Source organism: Actinomadura meridiana (genome assembly GCF_039537545.1).
GTDB classification, from domain to species: domain Bacteria; phylum Actinomycetota; class Actinomycetes; order Streptosporangiales; family Streptosporangiaceae; genus Spirillospora; species Spirillospora meridiana.
On sequence record NZ_BAABAS010000005.1, the window covers coordinates 650,367 to 670,416 of the forward strand.

Here is a 20,050-nt window from a genome sequence, read left to right on the forward strand (position 1 = left end):
GTGTGGGGGGACGACCCCCCACGCCCCCCGGCAGGGGGCCGACCGGCGTATTGCACTCCGCTGGCGCTCCGTTCCATACGCCGCTCAACCTCCCTGGACGGCTGTGAGGACTTCGAGGCGGTCGGCGTCGCGCAGGGGCGTCGCCGCCCAGGCGGAGCGGCGCACGACCTCGTCGTTCACCGCCGCCGCCACGCCGGAACCGGCGGTCGTGACGGACGCGACCACGTCGGCCACGCTCGCGCCGTCCGGCAGCTCGCGGGGCTCACCGTTGACGATCACCTTCATGACAGCACCTCGGGGGAGAAACGGCTGGGGGAGAACGGTTCGGCGACGGCCGGGACGGGGCCGTCCAGCAGCATCGCGGACAGGATGTCGGCGCTCACGGGGGTGAGCAGGACGCCGTTGCGGAAATGACCCGTGCCGACGAACAGGCCGGGCAGGGCGGACGGGCCCATGACGGGCGCGTTGTCCGGAGAGCCGGGACGCAGGCCCGCCGACACCTCGACGAACTCCAGCTCGGTGACGCCGGGCAGCAACTCGCGGGCGTCGCGCAGCAGCTCCCACAGGCCACCGGCCGTGACGCGCGTGTCGAAGCCCAGCTCCTCCTGGGTGGCGCCGACGACGATCTCACCGTCCGCGCGGGGCACCAGGTAGACCGGCGACCCCTTCACGAGCCCGCGCGTGGTCCGGTTGAGGAACGGCGTGCGGGTGTGGAGCCGGATCACCTGCCCCTTCACCGGACGGACGGGTGGAACGGTCCCGGGAGGTAGTCCGTCGAGGTCGCCCGACCAGGAGCCCGCGGCCAGCAGTGTTCGGTCGGCGCGGAGCGTCGTCCCGTCGTCGAGGGTTACGCCGACCGCTGTGTCGTGTTCGATGACGATTCCAGTGGCCCGCTGCCGGACGAGACGCACGCCGAGCCGTTCGCCTGCTGCGAGTAGGGCTGGGGTCAGTCGGCGTGGGTCGATGGAGCCGTCCTCGGGGGCGAGGAGGCCGCCGCGCACGCCGGGCGCGAGCATCGGTTCAAGGCGGCGGCACTCGCGTCCGGTCAGCGCTTGGACGGTGATGCCGACGCTCTCCTGGAAGCGGCGCAGATCGTCCAGGTACGTGAGGTCGTCGGCGTCGAACGCGACCTCGATGATCCCGTCGGTGCGGTAGCCGGTGTCGTGCCCGGTCAGCTCCTCCAACTCGGCCACGAACGCGCCATAGCGGTCGCGGGACGCGAGGCCGAGGCGCAGCAGCGGCTCCTCGCCGTAGGTCAGCTCGCTGACCGGGGTGAGCATGCCCGCCGCGACCGACGACGCGCCGCTCGCGGGCTCCGGGTCGACCAGGGTGACGGTCGCGCCCCCGGCCGCGGCCCGCCAGGCGGTGGCCAGGCCGATGATCCCGGCACCGACGATCACGATCTCCATGCGCGCTCCCTTCGCCGGCATGATCCGGATCAGGTCGTGGCGGTCGGCGGCCCGTTCAGCCGCCCTCTCAGCCCGGTCGCACCGGACTCCCGCGCTTTGTCTCCGGCCCCCACCATACGACCCCTCTGACGCGGGTCGGCGAGGGCCGCCTCACTAGGGTGGACGCCCATGGAGAGAAGGTGATCGTCGTGGGCGGCGGGCTGGCGGGCCTGCGCGCCGTGGAGGCCCTGCGCGGCAACGGTCACGAGGGCGCGCTGACCCTCGTCTCCGCCGAGCCGCATCCGCCCTACGACCGTCCGCCGCTGTCGAAGGCCGTCCTCGCGGGCGAGACCGACGACACCACCGTCGAAGCCGACTGGGACCTGCTGCGCTGCGACCTGCTCCTCGGCCAGCGCGCCACCGGACTGCGGCTGGACGCCCCGGGACGCGGCGGCGTCGTCGCGTCCACGGCGGGCGACCTCCCCTTCGATGGGCTGGTCATCGCGACCGGCGCCGCCCCGATCACGCTGCCGGGGGACGGGCGCCAGCACGTCCTGCGCACCATCGACCAGGCCCGCGAGCTGCGGTCCAGGCTCGTCGACGGGGCCCGGATCGTCATCGTCGGGGCGGGCTGGATCGGCGCCGAGGTCGCGACCGCGGCCGCGAAGCGGGGCTGCGCCGTGACCGTCGTCGAGGCCGCCGACGCCCCGCTGTCCACCGCGCTCGGGCCCGAGGTCGGCGCGTTCACCGCCCCCTGGTACGCGGAGGCGGGCGTCGAACTGCGCACCGGCGTCAAGGTCGCCGAGGTGCGCGACGGCGGTCTCCTCCTCGCCGGGGGCGGCCGGATCGACGCGGACGAGGTCGTCGTCGGCATCGGCGTCCGGCCCGACCTGTCCTGGCTGGACGGGTCCGGGCTGCTGCTGGAGCGCGGCGTCGTCACCGACGGCTCGTTCCGCGCCCTGCTGGACGACGGGGAGCCCGGCTCCACCCGCCCGGACGTCGTCGCGGTCGGCGACTGCGCCGCCTGGTGGTCGGCCCGCTACGGGCGGCCGCTCCTCGTCGAACACTGGGACGTCGCCCTCAACGCCCCGGACGTCGCCGCCGCCGCCCTCCTCGGCGGGAACGCCGTGTACGACGTCGCCCCCTACTTCTGGTCCGAGCAGTTCGGCCGGATGGTGCAGTACGCGGGCAACCACGCAACGTCAGAACGGATCGTGCATCGCGGCGACTCGTCCGGCCGGAAGTGGTCCGTGGCGTGGCTGACCGATGACCGGCTCGACGCGATCCTCACCGTCGACCGTCCCCGCGATCTGGTGCAGGCCAAGCGGGTCATCGCCGCCGGGACACCCGTGGACGCCGCCGCCATCGCCGACCCGGACGTGCCCGTCCGCCAGGCCGTTCGCGGATAGCGATCACTCGCGGAGCGCAACGGCTGCGCGGTGGGTTTGATTGTTCCGAAGGCGTGGTAGCAAGGGGGCGTGACGCAGACGCACGCAACCGTTGACAGCGCACTGGACCCCCGGACGGACGCCCTCGCGGGCGAGTGGCTCGCCCTCAAGGACGCGGCCGCGCTGCTCGGGATCAAGCCCAACCGGATCAAGCAGCTCATCAGCGAGCACCGGCTCCTGGCCGTCCGCCGTGGCGGCGAGCCGATGGTCCCCGCGGCGTTCATCAAGGACGGTCAGGTCATCAAGGGCCTGCCCGGCACGCTGACGCTGCTGTCGGACGCGGGTTTCGACGACATCGAGACGATCCGCTGGCTGTTCACCGCCGACGACACGCTGCCGGGAACGCCCGTGGACGCGCTCGCCGAGAACCGCGGCACGGAGGTCCGCCGCCGCGCCCAGGCGCTCGCCTTCTAGACCGGCAGCGAGCACGGCGGGTGTTGGGCGGCGCGACCCGTGTGACCGCGTCGTGAGGCGTGGAAGGTAGCGTGGCCGCGTGTCCAGCGATCTCCCCACCGAACGCGCCGTCGCGCCGCGCGCCCGGCTCGGCCAGGCCCGCCTCTATCTCTGCACGGACGCGCGGGAGCGGCAGGGCGACCTGGCCGCCTTCCTGGACGCCGTGCTCGCGGGCGGCGTCGATATCGTCCAGCTCCGCCAGAAGGGCCTGGAGGCCCGGCAGGAGCTGGCGTACCTGGAGGTCTTCCGGGCGGCGTGCGACCGGCACGGCGCGCTCCTCGCGGTCAACGACCGGGCGGACGTGGCGTACGCCGCCCGCGCCGACGTCCTGCACCTCGGGCAGGACGACCTGCCGGTGCCGGTGGCCCGCCAGCTCGTCGGCGACGACATGCTGATCGGCCGGTCCACGCACTCGGACGAGCAGGCGTCGGCGGCGGCCGACGAGCCGGGCGTCGACTACTTCTGCGCGGGCCCGGTCTGGCCCACGCCCACCAAGCCCGGCCGCCCAGCGCCCGGCCCGGGGCTCCTGGAGTACGTCGCGGCGCGGCGTCCGGCGCGGCCCTGGTTCGCGATCGGCGGAATCGACCTCGGCAACCTCGACGACGTCCGGGCCGCGGGCGCGGACCGCGTCGTCGTCGTCCGGGCGATCACCGAGGCGGACGACCCCGGCGCCGCCGCGGCCGAGTTCGCCCGTCGCCTGGCCCCTTGAGCCCCCCCGGTTTGACCCTCATCACAGTGCGCGCGGCCGTCCCATCGCCGACAATGGGGATCATGAACGGACCCGACGACGACCGGACGGTCGACCTGGACGAGGACCTGGAGATCCTGCCCGACCAGACGTCCGACGACACCGACACCGGCTGGGGCGAATGGCGCGACGACGGCGACGACGACTCCCGGCTCCTCGAAGACCGCCCGCCGCACTGGTGAGCGTTCAGAACAGCAGGCCCGGTCAGAACAGCATGCCGAGGACGAAGCCGACGATGACGACGGCGCCGAGCGCCACCATCATCCGCCAGCGGTAGCGCGGAATCTGGGTCGGCCGCGGCTTCGGCATCGGTCCCCGCCCTTCGCGCAGCGCCCGGACGATCTGCGGAGCGGTCGGCCGGGCTGCCGGATTCTTGTCGAGGCATCGGGCCGCGAGGTCGCGCAGCGGCCCGTCCAGATCGCCGAGATCGGGGCGGCGGGACGTGACGCGCCGCATGACGGCCGCGCTCGGCCCCGTGCCGAACGGCGGGCGTCCCGTCGCCGCGAAGACCAGGGTCGCGCCCCACGCGAACACGTCGGCGGGCGGGCCCACGGGCTCGTCCTCGATCTGCTCGGGCGCCATGTAGGCGGGCGTCCCGATCGGTCCCGTCGTCACCGGGGTGGCGTCGGCGAGGCGGGCGATGCCGAAGTCGATCACCTTGGCGCCGTCCGGGCCGAGCAGCACGTTCCCGGGCTTGAAGTCGCGGTGCACGATCCCGGCCCGGTGGACGGCGGCGAGCGCGGCCGCCGTCCGCAAGGCGAGCTTGTGCAGCTTCGGCTCGGGCAGCGGGCCCCGATCCTCCACGATCTGCTGGAGCGCGGGGCCTTCGACGTATTCGCTGACGATGTACGGGCGGTCGCCGGTCATGTCGGCGTCCAGGACCCGGGCGGTGTGCCGTCCCGACACCCGCAACGCCGCGTCCGCCTCCTTCACGAACCGCTTGCGTGCCCGTTCCCCGGCGGCACCTCCGCCGCGCAGCAGTTTGACGGTGACGAGTTCGCCGTCGCCGTCGCGCCCCAGGTAGACGACGCCCTGGCCGCCCTCGCCGAGCCGTCCGAGCAGCGTGTACCCGCCGAGCCCGCGCGGATCCTCGGGCCCGAGCGGAGCCCGCACCCGCCGCGCGCCATGGTTGCGTCCGACCCGCGCACGCGCAGGCCCCTGCCCCGCCCGTCCGGAATGGACGGCGGAATGGGGACTCGTCCTCCCTCGGGAGGTGTCATGCGTCACGTGGGGGGCTCCGACTCGGCGGGACGGACGGAAGACTCCCCCATTTCTACCGCGCCCCCGCCCCGCCCGGCACCCAAACCACGATCTTTGCCCACTCCAGCCCCAAGGTCGCTACATGCTGCGGGTCGTGGCCGCCACCGCCAGCTCGGAGAGGGCCTGGTGCGCCTCGGGCGTGACGGGGGCGGACGTGAGGGCCTTCTCCGCGTCGGTGAGGTACTGGTCGATCATCGCCTCGCAGGCGGCCAGGCCGCCGGTCTCGGTGATGATCGTGCGCAGCTCGTCCACGCCGGGACGGTCCAGGTCGGGGTCGCCGAGGCGGCGCTGGATCGCGTCGGCCTGGGCGGACGAGGCGCGTTCGAGTGTGAGGGCGATCAGCACGGTCCGCTTGCCTTCGCGCAGGTCGTCGCCCGCGGGCTTACCGGTCTCGCCGGGGTCGCCGAAGACGCCGAGGACGTCGTCGCGCAGCTGGAAGGCGATGCCGAGCGGCAGGCCGTAGGCGGTGAGGGCGCCGGTCACGTCGGGACGGGCCCCGGCGAGGGCCGCGCCGAGGTGCAGGGGGCGCTCGATCGTGTACTTGGCGCTCTTGTACTCCACCACGCGCAGCGCGGTGTCGGCGGTCGCCTCGCCCCGGGTGCTCTCCAGCATGTCGAGGTACTGGCCGCACATGACCTCGGTGCGCATCATGTCGTACACGTCGCGGGCGTGCCGCCTGCGGTCGCCGCCGAGCCCGCACGTCTCGAACATCTCGCTCGACCAGGCCAGGCACAGGTCGCCGAGCAGGATCGCGGCGCCGGAGCCGAACGCCTCCGCGTCGCCCGGCCAGGACTGCGCGCCGTGCAGGGCCTCGAACCGGCGGTGGACGGACGGCTGCCCGCGCCGGGTGTCGCTGGAGTCCATCACGTCGTCGTGGATCAGCGCGCTCGCCTGGAGCAGCTCCAGCGACGCGGCGGCCTGGACGATCGCCGCGCAGTCGGCGCCGCCCGCCGCCCGCCAGCCCCAGTAGCAGAACGCGGGGCGGAGGCGCTTGCCTCCCGCCAGCAACACGTCCAGGGCGGACAGCAGCGGCGTGAGGTCGTCGCTGATGGCCAGCAGGGTCGGGCGCTGCCGGTCGACGAAGGCCAGGAGCGCCTCGTCGACCTCCTTGCGGATGCGGCTGGTCGACATGCCGAGATGGTATCCACCTGGGAAGATCCAACTGTCCGCCCAAAAAGTGAGAAGTCACTAGATGTTCGGAAATACGGACATAACGCCCGTGCGGTGTGCGGAGCATCACTCGTATCGGCGGACCCCGGCGAGCCTCAATGGCTGCGGAGGGTTCGGGGCGGGCTTCTGTAGGCTTGGGGGATGCCACGCCTGCGCCCCGACCGTCCGCCGGCCGTCCGAGAGCTGCTGGCCTCCGGCGCCCCGTCCTTCTCGTTCGAGTTCTTCCCGCCCAAGACCGAGAAGGGCGCGCGCAACCTCTGGCGTACCATCCGCGAGCTGGAATCGCTGCACCCGACGTTCGTGTCGGTGACCTACGGCGCGGGCGGCGGCACCCGCGACACGACCGTCGACATCGTCGAGCGGATCGCCACCGACACCACGCTCACTCCCGTCGCGCACTTCACCGCCGTGAACCACTCCCAGGCCGAGCTGCGCAACCTGATCGGACGGTTCGCCGCCGCTGGCGTCCGCAACGTCCTCGCGCTGCGCGGCGACCCGCCCGGCGACCCGATGGGGGAGTGGGTCAGGCATCCCGAGGGCGTCGAGTACGCCTCCGACCTCGTCCGGATGATCCGCTCCTACGGCGACTTCAGCGTCGGCGTCGCCGCGTTCCCCTACAAGCATCCGCGCTCGCCCGACATCGAGAGCGACACCCGCTACTTCGTCGAGAAGTGCCGCGCGGGCGCCGACTACGCGATCACGCAGATGTTCTTCCGCGCCGAGGACTACTTCCGCCTCCGCGACCGCGTCGCCGCCACCGGCTGCGACGTGCCGATCCTGCCCGGCATCATGCCGGTCACCCAGATCAGCACGATCGAGCGGTCCGAGCAGCTGTCGGGCGCGCCGTTCCCGCCCGAGGTCAAGGCGCGCTTCGACGCCGTCGCGGACGACCCGGAGGCGGTGCGCCGCCTCGGCGTCGAGCACGCAGCCGAACTGTGCCAGGAACTGCTCGACCAGGACGCGCCCGGCATCCACTTCATCACGTTCAACAAGTCCACGGCGACGCGTGAGGTTTACGGGCTGCTCGACACCGGCGGGTACGGCGTCAGCGGCAGCGTCCCGCCCATGACCGCGTAGCGGGGCCCGCCGCCGGGGAACTCGAAGTCCGTCAGCAGATCGACCATGCCGACGGAGCGGTACAGGATTCTGGCGGGCGTGTCCGGACGCCTGTCCAGCGTCGACAGGACGACGGTCCGCTCCTGCCTGCCCTCGCACAGGGCGTTCAGCAGCGCCCGGCCGAGGCCCCGGCCCTGCGACTCCGGATGGACGTGGAGTTCGGCGACCTCGAAGGCGTCCTCCAGCCACCCCTCCGCGCGCTCGGGGCCCTCCCGCTCGCCGAGCGCGCGGAAGACGACGTCGTGCCACCACTGGCCGCGTGTCCCGTGGAACCCGTACGCGAACCCCTGCACCGGACCGGCCAGGACGGGCAGCGTCCCGCGCCGCTCCGCCACGAACGCGCGGAACCCCGGATACGTGGCGTGGCGCTCCATGATGGTGTGCCGACCCGGGAGCTGCTCGTTCGGCGGTGTCATCGCGGCGGCGTACACGTCCAGCATGGGACTGAGCCTGCGCAGGAAGGCGCGCTCGTCGATCTCCCGCAGCTTCGGGTCCTTCACCCGACAGAGACTAGCCCCGGGCGACGCCCGGCCGCCGGTGATCGTATACGTCCCGGACGGCCTCCGGGGCGTCACCCACGGTGGTCTCAGCCGCCGTCCAGGGCCCGGCGCACCGACGCCTCGTCCCGCGCAACGACGGCGTTCTCCCCGGTCAGGACGATCGGCCGCTGGATCAGCACGGGGTTCGCGACCATGATCTCGATCCACCGCGCCCGGTCGTGCTCAAGATCCTTCAGTCCGAGTTCCTTGGCCACCGGCTCGGTCAGGCGCGCCTCGTCCCAGGGCTCCGCGCCGATCTTGGTGAGGACGGCGTCGAGTTCGTCCGCCGTGGGCGGCTCGTCCAGGTAGCGGCGCTCGGTGTACTCGACGCCCGCCTCGTCCAGCGCGGCCTTGGCGGCGCGGCTCTTCGAACAGCGCGGGTTGTGCCAGATCTCCATGTCGCTCACTCCACCTCCGCCGGGGTGCCCCCGGTGATCCTCAACAGCTCGTCGTACGACGTCGGGAAGACGGTGTGCGGATGCCCCGCCGCCGCCCAGACCTGCTCGTACTTGTCCAGCCAGACGTCCACGAGCGTACGGATCGGCGCCGGATGGCCGAGTGGCGCCACCCCGCCGATCGCCTGCCCGGTCGCCTCCCGGACGAACTCCGGCGACGCCCGCCGCACCTTCGCCGCCCCCACCAGCGCCGCGACCCTGGCCGTGTCGACCCGGTGCGCGCCGCTCGTCATCACCAGCAGCGGCGCCCCGTCCGCGTCGAACACCAGGCTGTTGGCGATCGCGCCGACCTCGCAGCCGAGCTGCTCGGCGGCCGCCTGCGCCGTCCGCGCGGAGTCGGGCAACTCCACCACGCTCCCGGACGCCCCCAGCTCCAACAGGGCCGTTGCCACGATTTCGGTATTCGGATGCATGGGTAGCACTTTAAGGTCGCCTCATGCGAGGGAGACCCAAGAGCGCGGTTCTGCTGGCCGGAGCCGTCCTCCTGACGGCCTGCAACGGCGCGGACAAGGCCGTCGGCCCGCCACCGAGCACGTCCGCGAAACCAACGACCCCCACCCCCACACCGACGCCGACACCAACGCACCCCAAGCTGAAACCAGGCGCGAAGGGTGCCGATGTCGAGAACCTCCAACGCCGCCTCAAGGAACTGAACTACGACCCCGGCAAGGTGGACGGGAAGTACGGACCGTCCACCGAAACAGCCGTATGGGCGTTCCAGGCGGTTAATCACATGAAGCAGAAGGGCACTCTAGGAAAATCCTTCTGGGAAGCCCTGGACCACCCCGAGCAACCGCGCCCGATGGCCAAGAAGCGCGAGAAGGACCGCGTCGACGTCGACCTGAAACGCCAGTACCTCGTCCTCTACAAGGACGGACGGCCGCGTCTCATCTCCCACATCTCCTCGGGCTCCGGCGAGTACTACTGCGCCAAGGACCGCGGCGCCACCGTCCCCCGCTGCCGCTACGCCACCACCGGTACGGGCGACTTCCGCACCGGACGCCGCGCCTCCGGCTGGGAGACCTCGCCGCTGGGCCGCCTCTACAACCCGATCTACTTCAACGGCGGCATCGCGTTCCACGGCGCACTGGACGTGCCCAGGGACCCTGCCTCGCACGGCTGCGTCCGGATGCCGATGCACATCGCCGAGTACTTTCCCGACCTCCTCGGGACGAAAGTCCCCGTGCACGTCAGGCGACCTCGCTGACCTGCGGAAACGGACACGTCTTCGAACACGTTGACGAATCGCCGACTGGGGGGTTTACTGGGTGGTGCGTCGAACTTATGTTCGAGGTGGTGCGGGACTCGCGGCCCGCGCCAGGGCGACGTCTCCGCCGGTCGCCATGTGTCGGCGGGACGGACGGCCGGGCGGAGTGAGGGGAAGCTCTCCGCCCGGCCGGCCCGAGCCCGGAAGGAGGCAGAACATGTCCGGAACGATGACAGCACGCGGGGTGCACGCCGCCGCCGAGGCCGTCCCGCCGCCGAGCCCACGCCACCGTCCGACGCCCGCACCCCGTCCGGCGCACACCGCCGCCGGCCAGCTGGGCGCCGCCCGCATCGGCCTCGCCGAAGCCGCCGAGGCGACCTCACCCGCCGTCCGCTACGTCTGCGCGCACCTGGCCGCGCTACGCGCCGCGGCCGCCGTCCTGGCGTCCAAGGAACCACTGGAGACCCACCGCCGGGGCCGCCCCCGCAGCGTCTGGGTCCTGCTCCCCGAAGCAGAACCCGCCCTCCGCGAATGGGCCGCCTTCTTCGCCGCCGGCGCCGACAAACGCGCCGCCGCCGAAGCGGGCCTCCCACGCGCCGTAACCCCACGCGAGGCCGAAGAACTCCTCCACGACGCCAACGTCTTCGTAACCCTGGTAGAAGACACCCTCGGCATAACCAGCCAACCCACCCTGCCGCTACCCGAGGCCAACTAACCAACCCAGAGGCCGTCCCCTCCCCAGGACCGGCCCCGGCCGGAGGCCGGGCGACCGACCCCACACGTCGCCGCCCGGCCTCCGGGCCCTGTTTATCTGGGGGGCGACCCCCAGACCCCCGGTGCGCGGTTCGGGTCTCCTCGCTTCGGTCGCTGGCGCTCCCTGCGCTGCGGGGACGCGCCCGCGCGCGGGCGTGCCCGCTCCGCTCGCTGGCGCTCGCTCCACGTGCCCGCCCGTACTCCTATGGCCGGGCTTAGAGCCCTGGGCCGGGCTTAGAACGCTGGGGCTGGGCTTGGGGTGCTGGGGCTTTGGTTCGAGCTTTGGGGGGGTTTGGGTGTTGTTGTGATCAGTGGTGGCGGTGGCGGCGGTTGTAGGCGACGGCCAGTGTGGCGAGCATTGGTGCCCAGGCGACCAGGGGGAGGTAGAGGAAGCCGACCAGGGTGTGGCCTGTCGGGGTCATGTCGTCCGCGGGCATCGCCCACCAGGCCAGTAGAGGGGTCCACAGGACCGTCAGGACGGCAACGCCCAGCCAGGCGGGGACCAGCGCCGCCTTCGGTGGGACGCTTCTGCCGCCCATGATCGGGATCCACCGGGGGACCACCTCGCCCCACTGCCGCACCAGGCCGAGCGACAGGAACGCGGCACTCTCGCTGACCACGGCGAGCAGCACCAGATAGGCGGGGCCCCAGAACCCGGGAGGGCAGATCGTCTGGTAGCCGTCCGCGGTGTAGCCGAGCGGAAATCCCATGGCCAGCCCGAGGCGCCAGAGGCCGGACGGCAACGAGATCAGCGTGATCGCATGCGCGACCCGGTGCTCCCAGCGGGAGGCGTGGCGTGCCGGGGGAGCGGTGGAGGTGAGACGCTCGACGGTGGTGCTCATGCCGACGATCATGTCCATCGCGCGGCGAGCACACCTCCCGCCAGCGACCCAACGGCCTCCCCCGCACGGGGGAGCATCCCCGGTTCACGACCCGTCGCGGCCGCGCGGAATCTGCCCGTCACCCGGGCCGGTCCAGCGCGAGGGCTCAGGGCCCCGTGGCTGCCCATGCGGGCCTCCGGACACGGTTCAAGCCTAGTGGTCGTGCTGGGGCCCTGTGGTTGCGCTTCGGGCCTGTGGTTGGGCTGTCTGGTGTTGGGTTGTGGGGTGGCTGGGGCCCTGTTTATCCGGAGGTTGCCCTCCGGATAAACAGGGTTCCAAGCTCAGCCACAGGGTTACGGGTGGGCACGTGGAGCGAGCCCTGCGAGCGCAGCGGGCACGCCCGCGCGCGGGCGTGCCCCCCAGCGCAGGGAGCGCCAGCGACCGGAGCGAGGAGACCCGAACCGCGCAGCCGGGGGGTTTGGGGGGTCGCCCCCCCAATAGAAACCAGCCCCCCGAAACTAGAAAGCTTCGACGGCGCGGCGGGCCTCGGGGTCGAGGACGCCCCAGCCGATGAGCTCTTCGGTCAGTTCGGTCGGGGACTTGTCGTAGATGACCGCGAGTGAACGCAGGTCTTCTTGACGGATGGACAGGACCTTTCCGTTGTAGTCGCCTCGCTGGCTTTGAATCGTCGCGGCGTAGCGGGCGAGAGGACCGGCCTTGTCTTTCGGAAGCTGCTGCAACCGCTCTAGATCGATCACGAGCTTGGGTGTAGGCCCGAGCGGGCTCGGCGCGGCTCCGCCGGGCAGCAACTCGGAAACCGGCACGCCGTAGAAATCGGCGAGCTCGGCCAGCTTCTGAACGGTGACGGCGCGGTCGCCCCGCTCGTACGAACCCACGACGACGGCCTTCCAGCGGCCACGGGACTTCTCTTCCACGCCGTGCAGGGACAGTCCCTGCTGGGTGCGGATGGCGCGCAGGCGCGCGCCCAGAGCCTTTGCGTATTCAGACGGCATTTCTGGCCCCCCAGGCTCACTTTCATCGTCGTCGGACCCCGGCGGTCGCCGGAGGGGGATCGGATTCGTCGGCCTTTGGACCTCGGAATCCGTCCCCAGGGATGGTTACGGACAGTGACGGTAAAACGGGGACGGCCCCAGGTCAAGCTGATTGGAAAAAAGCGGTCGAATCAGCAGGACTCGATGCGGGCTGTCCGGATCGTCCGCAACCCGGGCGGCGGGCCCGTCGCGGTGGCGGGCGCGCTACCCGGCCCACCTCCATTGTGACGCCTCTCACCTGCGTAGACGTCGGTGGGCCCGGGTTCGGGGTGGTGGGGTGCGGCTGCTACCGTGTGGAAGGCAAAGACATCCTTTAAGACCCGTCCAGTGAGGCGGGAAAGGAGGTTTGGCGGTGCATGCTGCCTCGAGGCCGGAACGGCCCGCGGGAGCGCGCGTGGCGGACGGTGACCCACGGTCGAAGGCCGTTCTGGAGGGTCCCGATATCAGGCGCGCGCTGACCCGTATCGCACACGAGATCCTTGAGCGGACCAAGGGCGGGCACGACGTCCTGCTGCTCGGGATCCAGACCCGCGGCGTGACGCTGGCCGAGCGGCTGGCGGGGGCGCTGCGCGAGGTCGAGGGCCGTCCGGTGCCCTGGGGCTCGCTGGACGTGACCATGTACCGGGACGACCTGCGCCTGCGGCCCGCGAGGGCTCTCGGACGCACCGAGTTGCCGCCTGAGGGCGTGGATGACCGGGTCGTCGTGCTCGTTGATGACGTGCTCTTCTCTGGGCGGACTGTCCGTGCCGCTCTCGACGCGTTGAACGACCTTGGGCGGCCGCGTGCCGTGCAGTTGGCCGTGCTCGTCGATCGTGGGCACCGGCAGTTGCCGATCCGGGCCGACTACGTGGGCAAGAACCTGCCGACCTCGATGCGGGAGACCGTGAAGGTGCTGCTGGACGAGAACGACGGGCACGACGCCGTGCTGCTCGGTCCGTCGGGGGGTGCCGAATGAACCGTCATCTGATCTCCGCCGCCGACCTGAGCAGGGACGACGCGCTGCTCGTCCTGGACACGGCCGAGGAGCTCGCGCAGGTCTCGGGGCGGTCCATCAAGAAGCTGCCGACGCTGCGCGGCCGCACGGTCGTGAACCTGTTCTTCGAGGACTCGACGCGTACCCGCATCTCGTTCGAGGCGGCCGCCAAGCGGCTGTCCGCCGATGTGATCAATTTCTCGGCGAAGGGGTCGAGCGTGTCCAAGGGCGAGAGCCTGAAGGACACCGCGCTGACGCTGGAGGCGATGGGCGCGGACGGCGTCGTCGTCAGGCACGGCGCCTCCGGGGCTCCGCATCGGCTCGCGGGGTGGGTCCAGGGCAGTGTGGTCAATGCCGGGGACGGCACGCACGAGCATCCGACGCAGGCCCTCCTGGACGCCTTCACCATGCGCAAGCGGCTCGGTGACCTGGAGGGTCGCAAAGTCACGATCGTGGGTGACGTGCTGCACAGCAGGGTCGCGCGGTCCAATGTGCTGTTGCTCGACACGCTCGGCGCGGACGTGACCGTGGTCGCGCCACCGACGCTGCTGCCCCTCGCCATCGACACGTGGCCGTGTTCGGTGTCGTACGACCTGGACGGGGTCCTGCCCAAGAGCGACGTCATCATGATGCTGCGCGTCCAGCAGGAACGGATGAACGCCGCCTACTTCCCGACCGTGCGGGAGTACAGCCGCCGTTACGGGTTGGACGCCGAGCGGATGGCGCAACTGCCCGAACACGCCATCGTCATGCATCCCGGCCCCATGAACCGGGGTGTCGAGATCGCCGCCGAGGTGGCCGACTCCGTCCGTTCGACGATCGTCGAGCAGGTCGCCAATGGTGTGAGTGCTCGCATGGCCGTCCTGTACCTGTTGCTCGGGGGTTCCGAGCCCGCCATCGGCAAGGAGGTCTCCGAGTGACGTTTCTCATCAAAGGGGCGCGGATCGGTGGCGGGGACGCCGCCGACATCCTCGTCCGGGACGGTGCCATCGCCGAGGTGGGTTCCGGGTTGGACGCCGCTGGTGCGCAGATCGTCGACGCGGACGGGCTCATAGCGCTGCCCGGGCTCGTCGATCTGCACACCCATCTGCGTGAACCCGGCCGCGAGGACGCGGAGACCGTCGAGTCCGGGACGAAGTCCGCCGCGATGGGCGGATACACCGCCGTCCACGCGATGGCCAACACCGACCCGGTCGCAGACACGGCCGGTGTGGTCGAGCAGGTGTGGCGCCTGGGGCGCGAGGCCGGGTACTGCGACGTCCTCCCAGTAGGCGCTGTTACGCGCAGCATCGCGGGCGAGCAGCTCGCGGAGCTTGGCGCCATGGCCGACTCCGCCGCGAGGGTCCGCGTGTTCTCCGACGATGGGCACTGCGTGTCGGACGCGGTCATCATGCGCAGGGCGCTGGAGTACGTGAAGGCGTTCGACGGCGTCGTCGCGCAGCACGCGCAGGAGCCGCGGTTGACCGAGGGCGCGCAGCTGAACGAGGGCGAGATGTCGGCGGCGCTCGGGCTGCGCGGCTGGCCCGCCGTGGCCGAGGAGGCGATCATCGCCCGGGACGTGCTGCTCGCCCAGCACGTCGGGTCGCGGCTGCACGTCTGCCATGTGTCGACCGCCGGGTCCGTGGAGATCATCCGGTGGGCGAAGAGCCGGGGCTGCCCGGTGACCGCCGAGGTCACCCCGCACCATCTGCTGCTGGACGACACCCGCGCCGGGTCCTACGACCCGATCTTCAAGGTGAATCCGCCGCTGCGCACCGCCGACGACGTGGCCGCGCTGCGGCAGGCCCTCGCGGACGGCACGATCGACTGCGTCGCCACCGACCACGCCCCCCATCCGGTGGAGGCGAAGGAGACCGAGTGGGCCGTCGCCGCGATGGGCATGATCGGCCTGGAGACGGCGCTGCCGGTCGTCCAGGAGGCGATGGTCGAGACGGGGTTGCTCGACTGGGCCGGGGTCGCCGACCGCATGTCCGCCGCCCCCGCGCGCATCGGCCGTCTCAGCGGGCAGGGTCGTCGGTTGGAGACCGGTTCGCCCGCCAACATCACGTTGTACGACCCGTCGCCGCGCCGCGCCGTGGACCCGTCGGCGATGACGTCCAAGAGCCGCAACACGCCCTTCGCGGGTTTGGAGCTGCCCGGACGGGTCATCGCCACGTTCCTGCGCGGTAAGCCGACTGTCCTGGAAGGAAAGCTTCAGTGAACCCTGCTCTGCTTGTTCTGGAAGACGGCAGGGTCTTCCAGGGGGTCGCGTACGGGGCCGAGGGGGAGACCTTCGGCGAGATGGTGTTCAACACCGGGATGACCGGTTACCAGGAGACCCTCACCGACCCGTCTTACGCGCGCCAGATCGTGGCCATGACGTCCCCCCACATCGGCAACACCGGAATCAACGACGAGGATCCGGAGTCCAGTCGTATCCAGGTGGCGGGTTATGTGGTTCGTGAACCCGCGCGGGTGGCGTCTAACTGGCGGGCGACTGGTTCGCTGGGGTCCGCGTTGCGTGAGCAGGGTGTGGTGGGTATCGCCGTGCCCGGCACGCGCGCGTTGACGCGGCATCTGCGCGACAGGGGCGCGATGCGTGCGGCCATCTTCAGCGGGACGGCGGCCGTCGCCCCCGGTGAGGCGGCCCTACTGGAACGTGTGCGGCAGACCCCGTCGATGGAGGGCGCCGACCTGGCGCGGGACGTTTCCACCACGGAGTCGTACGTCGTTCCCGCGAAGGGGGAGAAGCGCTACACCGTCGCCGCTGTCGACCTGGGTATCAAGGCGATGACGCCCTACCGGATGTCTGAGCGCGGCTGCGAAGTGCATGTGTTGCCCGCTACGAGCACGACAAGCGACATTCTCGCCATCGCTCCGGACGGCGTGTTCTTCTCCAACGGTCCGGGCGACCCCGCTGCGGCTGACTACGCCGTGGACGCGCTGAAGGGCGTCCTCGACGCGGGAGTTCCGTTCTTCGGTATCTGCTTCGGAAACCAGATCTTCGGTCGCGCGCTGGGTCTCGGCACGTACAAGCTGAGGTTCGGCCACCGGGGGATCAACCAGCCCGTCCAGGATCGGACGACGGGCAAGGTCGACGTCTCGGCCCACAACCACGGGTTCGCCGTGGACGCCCCCAAGGACGGTCCGTTCGACACCCCCTACGGCCCGGCCGAGGTCACCCACGTCAACCTGAACGACGGATGCGTGGAAGGGCTGAGGCTGCTGGAGCGGCCCGCGTTCAGCGTCCAGTACCACCCGGAGGCCGCGGCGGGCCCGCACGACGCCTCCGGGCTCTTCGACCGCTTCTGCGACCTGATGGAGGGGCCGAGGTAATGCCACGCCGTGAAGATCTGACGTCCGTCCTGGTCATCGGCTCCGGCCCGATCGTCATCGGGCAGGCGTGCGAGTTCGACTACTCCGGCACGCAGGCGTGCCGCGTCCTCAAGGCCGAGGGGCTGCGGGTGACGCTGGTCAACAGCAACCCGGCCACGATCATGACCGACCCCGAGTTCGCCGACGCCACCTATGTCGAGCCGATCACCCCCGAGGTCGTCGAGAAGATCATCGCCAAGGAGCGACCGGACGCGCTGCTGCCCACGCTCGGCGGCCAGACGGCCCTGAACACCGCCATCGCGCTCTACGAGGGCGGCGTCCTGGACCGGTACGGGGTCGAGCTGATCGGCGCCGACGTGGACGCGATCCAGGCCGGGGAGAACCGGGAGAGGTTCAAGGAGGTCGTCGCCAAGGTCGCGCGCGAGCAGGGCCTGAACGCCGAGTCCGCCCGGTCGGTGATCTGCCACACGATGGACGAGTGCCTGGCCGCCGCCGACGGGCTCGGCTACCCGGTCGTCGTGCGGCCGTCGTTCACGATGGGCGGGCGCGGCTCCGGCTTCGCCCACGACGAGGACGGCCTGCGCCGCATCGCGGGCGCCGGGCTCGACGCGTCCCCGACCAGCGAGGTGCTCCTGGAGGAGTCGATCCTCGGCTGGAAGGAGTACGAGCTGGAGGTCATGCGCGACCGCCACGACAACGTGGTGATCGTGTGCTCGATCGAGAACCTCGACCCGATGGGCGTGCACACCGGCGACTCGATCACCGTCGCGCCCGCGCTGACCCTGACCGACCGCGAGTACCAGAACATGCGGGACGTCGCGATCGCCGTGATCCGCGAGGTCGGCGTCGACACCGGCGGCTGCAACATCCAGTTCGCCGTGCACCCCGGCACCGGGCGCATGATCGTCATCGAGATGAACCCGCGGGTGTCGCGGTCGTCGGCGCTGGCGTCCAAGGCCACCGGCTTCCCCATCGCCAAGATCGCGGCGAAGCTGGCGATCGGGTACACGCTCGACGAGATCCCGAACGACATCACCCGCGAGACGCCCGCGTCGTTCGAGCCCACGCTCGACTACGTCGTGGTGAAGGTGCCGCGGTTCGCGTTCGAGAAGTTCCCCGGCGCCGACGGCACGCTCACCACGCACATGAAGTCCGTGGGCGAGGCCATGGCCATCGGACGCTGCTTCACCGAGGCGTTGCAGAAGGCGCTGCGGTCGCTCGAACAGAAGGGCTCCACGTTCAGCTGGTCCGGTGAGTTCGACGCGGCGGCCCTGGTCGAGTCGGCCGGCCGCCCGCACGACGGACGGTTGAAGGACGTCCAGCGCGCGCTCTGGGCCGGAGCCACCATCGACGAGCTGTACAAGGCGACCGGCATCGACCCGTGGTTCCTGGACCAGATCGTCGCCATCAACGAGGTCGCCCAGGAGATCCGCACCTCCTACGACGCGCTCACCAAGGAGAAGCTTCTGCGCGCCAAGCGGCACGGGTTCTCCGACGCGCAGATCGGTGAACTGCGCGGCCTGTCGGAGGAGGTTGTCCGGGAGGTGCGGCACGCGCTCGGCGTCCGTCCCGTGTACCTGACGGTGGACACCTGCGCCGCCGAGTTCGAGGCGCAGACCCCGTACCTGTACTCGGCCTACGACGAGGAGACCGAAGTACCGCCCGGCGCCAAGCCGAAGGTGCTCATCCTCGGTAGCGGGCCCAACCGCATCGGTCAGGGCGTCGAATTCGACTATTCGTGCGTCCACGCCTCGTTCACGCTGGCCGAGGCGGGCTACGAGACCGTGATGGTCAACTGCAACCCCGAGACGGTCTCCACCGACTACGACACTTCCGACCGGCTCTACTTCGAACCCCTCACGCTGGAGGACGTCCTAGAGGTCGTCTACGCGGAGCAGCAGTCCGGTGAGGTCGCGGGTGTCATCGTCCAGCTCGGCGGCCAGACGCCCCTGGGGCTCGCGCAGAAGCTGAAGGACGCCGGTGTCCCGATCGTGGGCACGTCGCCGGAGAGCATCCACCTCGCGGAGGAGCGCGGCGCGTTCGGACGTGTCCTCCACAAGGCCGGGCTGCTCGCGCCCAAGCACGGCACCGCCATGTCCTACGAGGACGCCCGGGAGATCGCCGCCGAGATCGGCTACCCGGTGCTGGTGCGCCCGTCCTACGTTCTCGGTGGACGCGGCATGGAGATCGTGTACGACGACGTCACGCTGGAGTCGTACATGGCCCGCGCCACGGAGGCGAGCCCCGAACATCCCGTTCTCGTCGACCGCTTCTTGGACGAGGCCATCGAGATCGACGTGGACGCCCTGTTCGACGGCGACGAACTGTACCTGGGCGGCGTCATGGAACACATCGAGGAAGCCGGGATCCACTCCGGCGACTCGGCGTGCGCCCTGCCGCCCATCACCCTCGGGCACGACGACATCCGCCGCATCCGGGAGGCCACCGAGGCGCTCGCACGCGGCGTCGGGGTGCGCGGGCTGATGAACGTCCAGTACGCGATCTCCGCGGGCGTCCTGTACGTCCTGGAGGCCAACCCGCGGGCGTCCCGCACCGTCCCGTTCGTGTCCAAGGCGACGGCCGTGCCGCTCGCCAAGGCCGCCGCCCGCGTCATGATGGGCGCCACCATCGCCGAACTGCGCGCCGAGGGCCTGCTGCCGGAGGCGGGCGACGGCGGGACCCTGCCGCTGGACGCGCCGATCGCGGTGAAGGAGGCCGTCCTGCCGTTCGACCGGTTCCGCAACGAGAACGGGCAGGGCGTCGACATCGTCCTCGGCCCCGAGATGCGCTCCACCGGCGAGGTCATGGGCATCGACGAGGTGTTCGGCACGGCGTTCGCCAAGTCGCAGCAGGCCGCCTACGGCGGGTCGCTCCCGACGAAGGGGCGTGTCTTCGTATCCGTCGCGAACCGCGACAAACGACACATGGTCTTCCCCGTCAAACGGCTGGCTGACCTGGGCTTTGAGATTCTTGCCACGGAAGGGACCGCCGAGGTCCTGCGCCGCAACGGCGTGCGTGCCAAGATCGTGCGCAAGCACAGCGAGGGGCCCGGCCCGTCCGGCGAACCCACGATCGTGCGGCGTGTCCTGGACGGCGAGGTCGACCTCATCGTCAACACCCCCTTCGGCAGCCCCGGCCAGTCCGGGCCCCGGCTCGACGGGTACGAGATCCGTACCGCGGCCGTGCTGCGGGGCGTACCGTGCGTGACGACCGTCCAGGGCCTCGCGGCGGCCGTGCAGGGCATCGAGGCCGTCGCCGGGGGCCAGGTCGGCGTCCGCTCCCTCCAGGAGCACGCCGAGCTGCTCAGCGGCGCGCACGGGCGCGCGGGCGGGCGGTAGCCGGGCCGTTCCGG

At 71.2% G+C, this 20,050-nt stretch carries 21 protein-coding genes; 12 read left to right on the plus strand and 9 right to left on the minus strand.

Going from position 1 to position 20,050, the window contains the following annotated elements:
• Positions 1-84 precede the first annotated feature (84 nt).
• Positions 85-285, minus strand: a complete 201-nt coding sequence (gene thiS / locus ABD808_RS12245) for a sulfur carrier protein ThiS (RefSeq protein WP_344894648.1) — start codon at positions 283-285, stop codon at positions 85-87.
• A complete protein-coding gene (gene thiO / locus ABD808_RS12250) occupies positions 282-1,409 on the minus strand; it encodes a glycine oxidase ThiO (RefSeq protein ID WP_344894650.1) in 1,128 nt (375 codons plus the stop codon). Before thiO ends, thiS begins: the two co-directional genes overlap by 4 nt.
• 158 nt (positions 1,410-1,567) lie before the next feature.
• On the opposite strand from thiO, the gene ABD808_RS12255 reads away from it, so the two are divergent.
• From ABD808_RS12255 to ABD808_RS12270, 4 genes are all read left to right on the plus strand, one after another.
• Positions 1,568-2,797: an NAD(P)/FAD-dependent oxidoreductase gene (locus tag ABD808_RS12255; protein WP_344894653.1), complete on the plus strand. Its 1,230-nt coding sequence runs from the start codon at positions 1,568-1,570 to the stop codon at positions 2,795-2,797.
• A 69-nt stretch (positions 2,798-2,866) separates the two neighbouring features.
• Positions 2,867-3,250: an Rv2175c family DNA-binding protein gene (locus tag ABD808_RS12260; RefSeq protein ID WP_344894656.1), complete on the plus strand. Its 384-nt coding sequence runs from the start codon at positions 2,867-2,869 to the stop codon at positions 3,248-3,250.
• Positions 3,251-3,329: 79 nt separating this feature from the next.
• Positions 3,330-3,998: a thiamine phosphate synthase gene (gene thiE / locus ABD808_RS12265; protein ID WP_344894659.1), complete on the plus strand. Its 669-nt coding sequence runs from the start codon at positions 3,330-3,332 to the stop codon at positions 3,996-3,998.
• Positions 3,999-4,060: 62 nt separating this feature from the next.
• On the plus strand, positions 4,061-4,219 hold the full coding sequence (locus tag ABD808_RS12270; protein ID WP_344894662.1) for a hypothetical protein: 159 nt from the start codon (positions 4,061-4,063) through the stop codon (positions 4,217-4,219).
• Between the two features lie 22 nt (positions 4,220-4,241).
• Here ABD808_RS12270 and ABD808_RS12275 read toward each other — a convergent pair whose 3' ends face one another.
• Positions 4,242-5,150 (minus strand): serine/threonine-protein kinase, encoded by a 909-nt coding sequence (locus ABD808_RS12275; RefSeq protein WP_344894665.1) that lies wholly within the window; start codon positions 5,148-5,150, stop codon positions 4,242-4,244.
• Between the two features lie 225 nt (positions 5,151-5,375).
• Entirely contained in the window at positions 5,376-6,428 is a 1,053-nt protein-coding gene (locus ABD808_RS12280; protein ID WP_344894668.1) for a polyprenyl synthetase family protein, read from the minus strand.
• A 180-nt stretch (positions 6,429-6,608) separates the two neighbouring features.
• Between ABD808_RS12280 and metF the strand changes: the two genes are divergently transcribed.
• Positions 6,609-7,544 (plus strand): methylenetetrahydrofolate reductase [NAD(P)H], encoded by a 936-nt coding sequence (metF, locus tag ABD808_RS12285; RefSeq protein WP_344894671.1) that lies wholly within the window; start codon positions 6,609-6,611, stop codon positions 7,542-7,544.
• Here metF and ABD808_RS12290 read toward each other — a convergent pair.
• The 3 genes from ABD808_RS12290 to ABD808_RS12300 all read right to left on the minus strand — a co-directional run bounded on the left by ABD808_RS12290 (position 7,481) and on the right by ABD808_RS12300 (position 8,990).
• Positions 7,481-8,083, minus strand: a complete 603-nt coding sequence (locus ABD808_RS12290) for a GNAT family N-acetyltransferase (protein ID WP_344894674.1) — start codon at positions 8,081-8,083, stop codon at positions 7,481-7,483. The genes metF and ABD808_RS12290 overlap by 64 nt on opposite strands.
• An 86-nt stretch (positions 8,084-8,169) precedes the next feature.
• Positions 8,170-8,520 carry an arsenate reductase family protein gene (locus tag ABD808_RS12295; protein WP_344895386.1) on the minus strand — a complete coding sequence of 117 codons (351 nt, stop codon included), beginning with the start codon at positions 8,518-8,520 and terminating at the stop codon, positions 8,170-8,172.
• Between the two features lie 5 nt (positions 8,521-8,525).
• Positions 8,526-8,990, minus strand: coding sequence for a YbaK/EbsC family protein (locus tag ABD808_RS12300; protein WP_344894677.1), 465 nt, complete (start codon positions 8,988-8,990; stop codon positions 8,526-8,528).
• Positions 8,991-9,013: 23 nt separating this feature from the next.
• Here ABD808_RS12300 and ABD808_RS12305 point away from each other — a divergent pair, with 23 nt between their 5' ends.
• Together ABD808_RS12305 and ABD808_RS12310 are read left to right on the plus strand one after the other, a co-directional pair.
• A complete protein-coding gene (locus ABD808_RS12305; RefSeq protein WP_344894680.1) occupies positions 9,014-9,784 on the plus strand; it encodes a L,D-transpeptidase family protein in 771 nt (256 codons plus the stop codon).
• 217 nt (positions 9,785-10,001) lie between these two features.
• Positions 10,002-10,499, plus strand: a complete 498-nt coding sequence (locus ABD808_RS12310) for an SAV_6107 family HEPN domain-containing protein (RefSeq protein ID WP_344894683.1) — start codon at positions 10,002-10,004, stop codon at positions 10,497-10,499.
• Positions 10,500-10,845: 346 nt separating this feature from the next.
• Here the strand turns inward: ABD808_RS12310 and ABD808_RS12315 are convergent, their stop codons facing one another.
• Positions 10,846-11,379 carry a hypothetical protein gene (locus ABD808_RS12315; RefSeq protein ID WP_344894686.1) on the minus strand — a complete coding sequence of 178 codons (534 nt, stop codon included), beginning with the start codon at positions 11,377-11,379 and terminating at the stop codon, positions 10,846-10,848.
• Positions 11,380-11,876: 497 nt separating this feature from the next.
• Positions 11,877-12,371, minus strand: coding sequence for a transcriptional regulator BldD (gene bldD, locus ABD808_RS12320; protein WP_103935631.1), 495 nt, complete (start codon positions 12,369-12,371; stop codon positions 11,877-11,879).
• A gap of 433 nt (positions 12,372-12,804) precedes the next feature.
• Between bldD and pyrR the strand changes: the two genes are divergently transcribed.
• From pyrR to carB, 5 genes are read left to right on the plus strand one after another with little or no spacing between them, the layout of a single operon-like run.
• Entirely contained in the window at positions 12,805-13,365 is a 561-nt protein-coding gene (gene pyrR, locus ABD808_RS12325) for a bifunctional pyr operon transcriptional regulator/uracil phosphoribosyltransferase PyrR (RefSeq protein ID WP_344894696.1), read from the plus strand.
• Positions 13,362-14,303, plus strand: a complete 942-nt coding sequence (locus tag ABD808_RS12330) for an aspartate carbamoyltransferase catalytic subunit (protein WP_344894699.1) — start codon at positions 13,362-13,364, stop codon at positions 14,301-14,303. Before pyrR ends, ABD808_RS12330 begins: the two co-directional genes overlap by 4 nt.
• Complete coding sequence (locus ABD808_RS12335; protein ID WP_344894702.1) at positions 14,300-15,583, plus strand: dihydroorotase; 1,284 nt, start codon at positions 14,300-14,302, stop codon at positions 15,581-15,583. Before ABD808_RS12330 ends, ABD808_RS12335 begins: the two co-directional genes overlap by 4 nt.
• Positions 15,580-16,698, plus strand: coding sequence for a glutamine-hydrolyzing carbamoyl-phosphate synthase small subunit (gene carA, locus ABD808_RS12340; protein WP_344894705.1), 1,119 nt, complete (start codon positions 15,580-15,582; stop codon positions 16,696-16,698). Before ABD808_RS12335 ends, carA begins: the two co-directional genes overlap by 4 nt.
• Positions 16,698-20,036: a carbamoyl-phosphate synthase large subunit gene (gene carB / locus ABD808_RS12345; RefSeq protein WP_344894708.1), complete on the plus strand. Its 3,339-nt coding sequence runs from the start codon at positions 16,698-16,700 to the stop codon at positions 20,034-20,036. The genes carA and carB overlap by 1 nt, the downstream gene beginning before the upstream one ends.
• Positions 20,037-20,050: the final 14 nt, after the last annotated feature.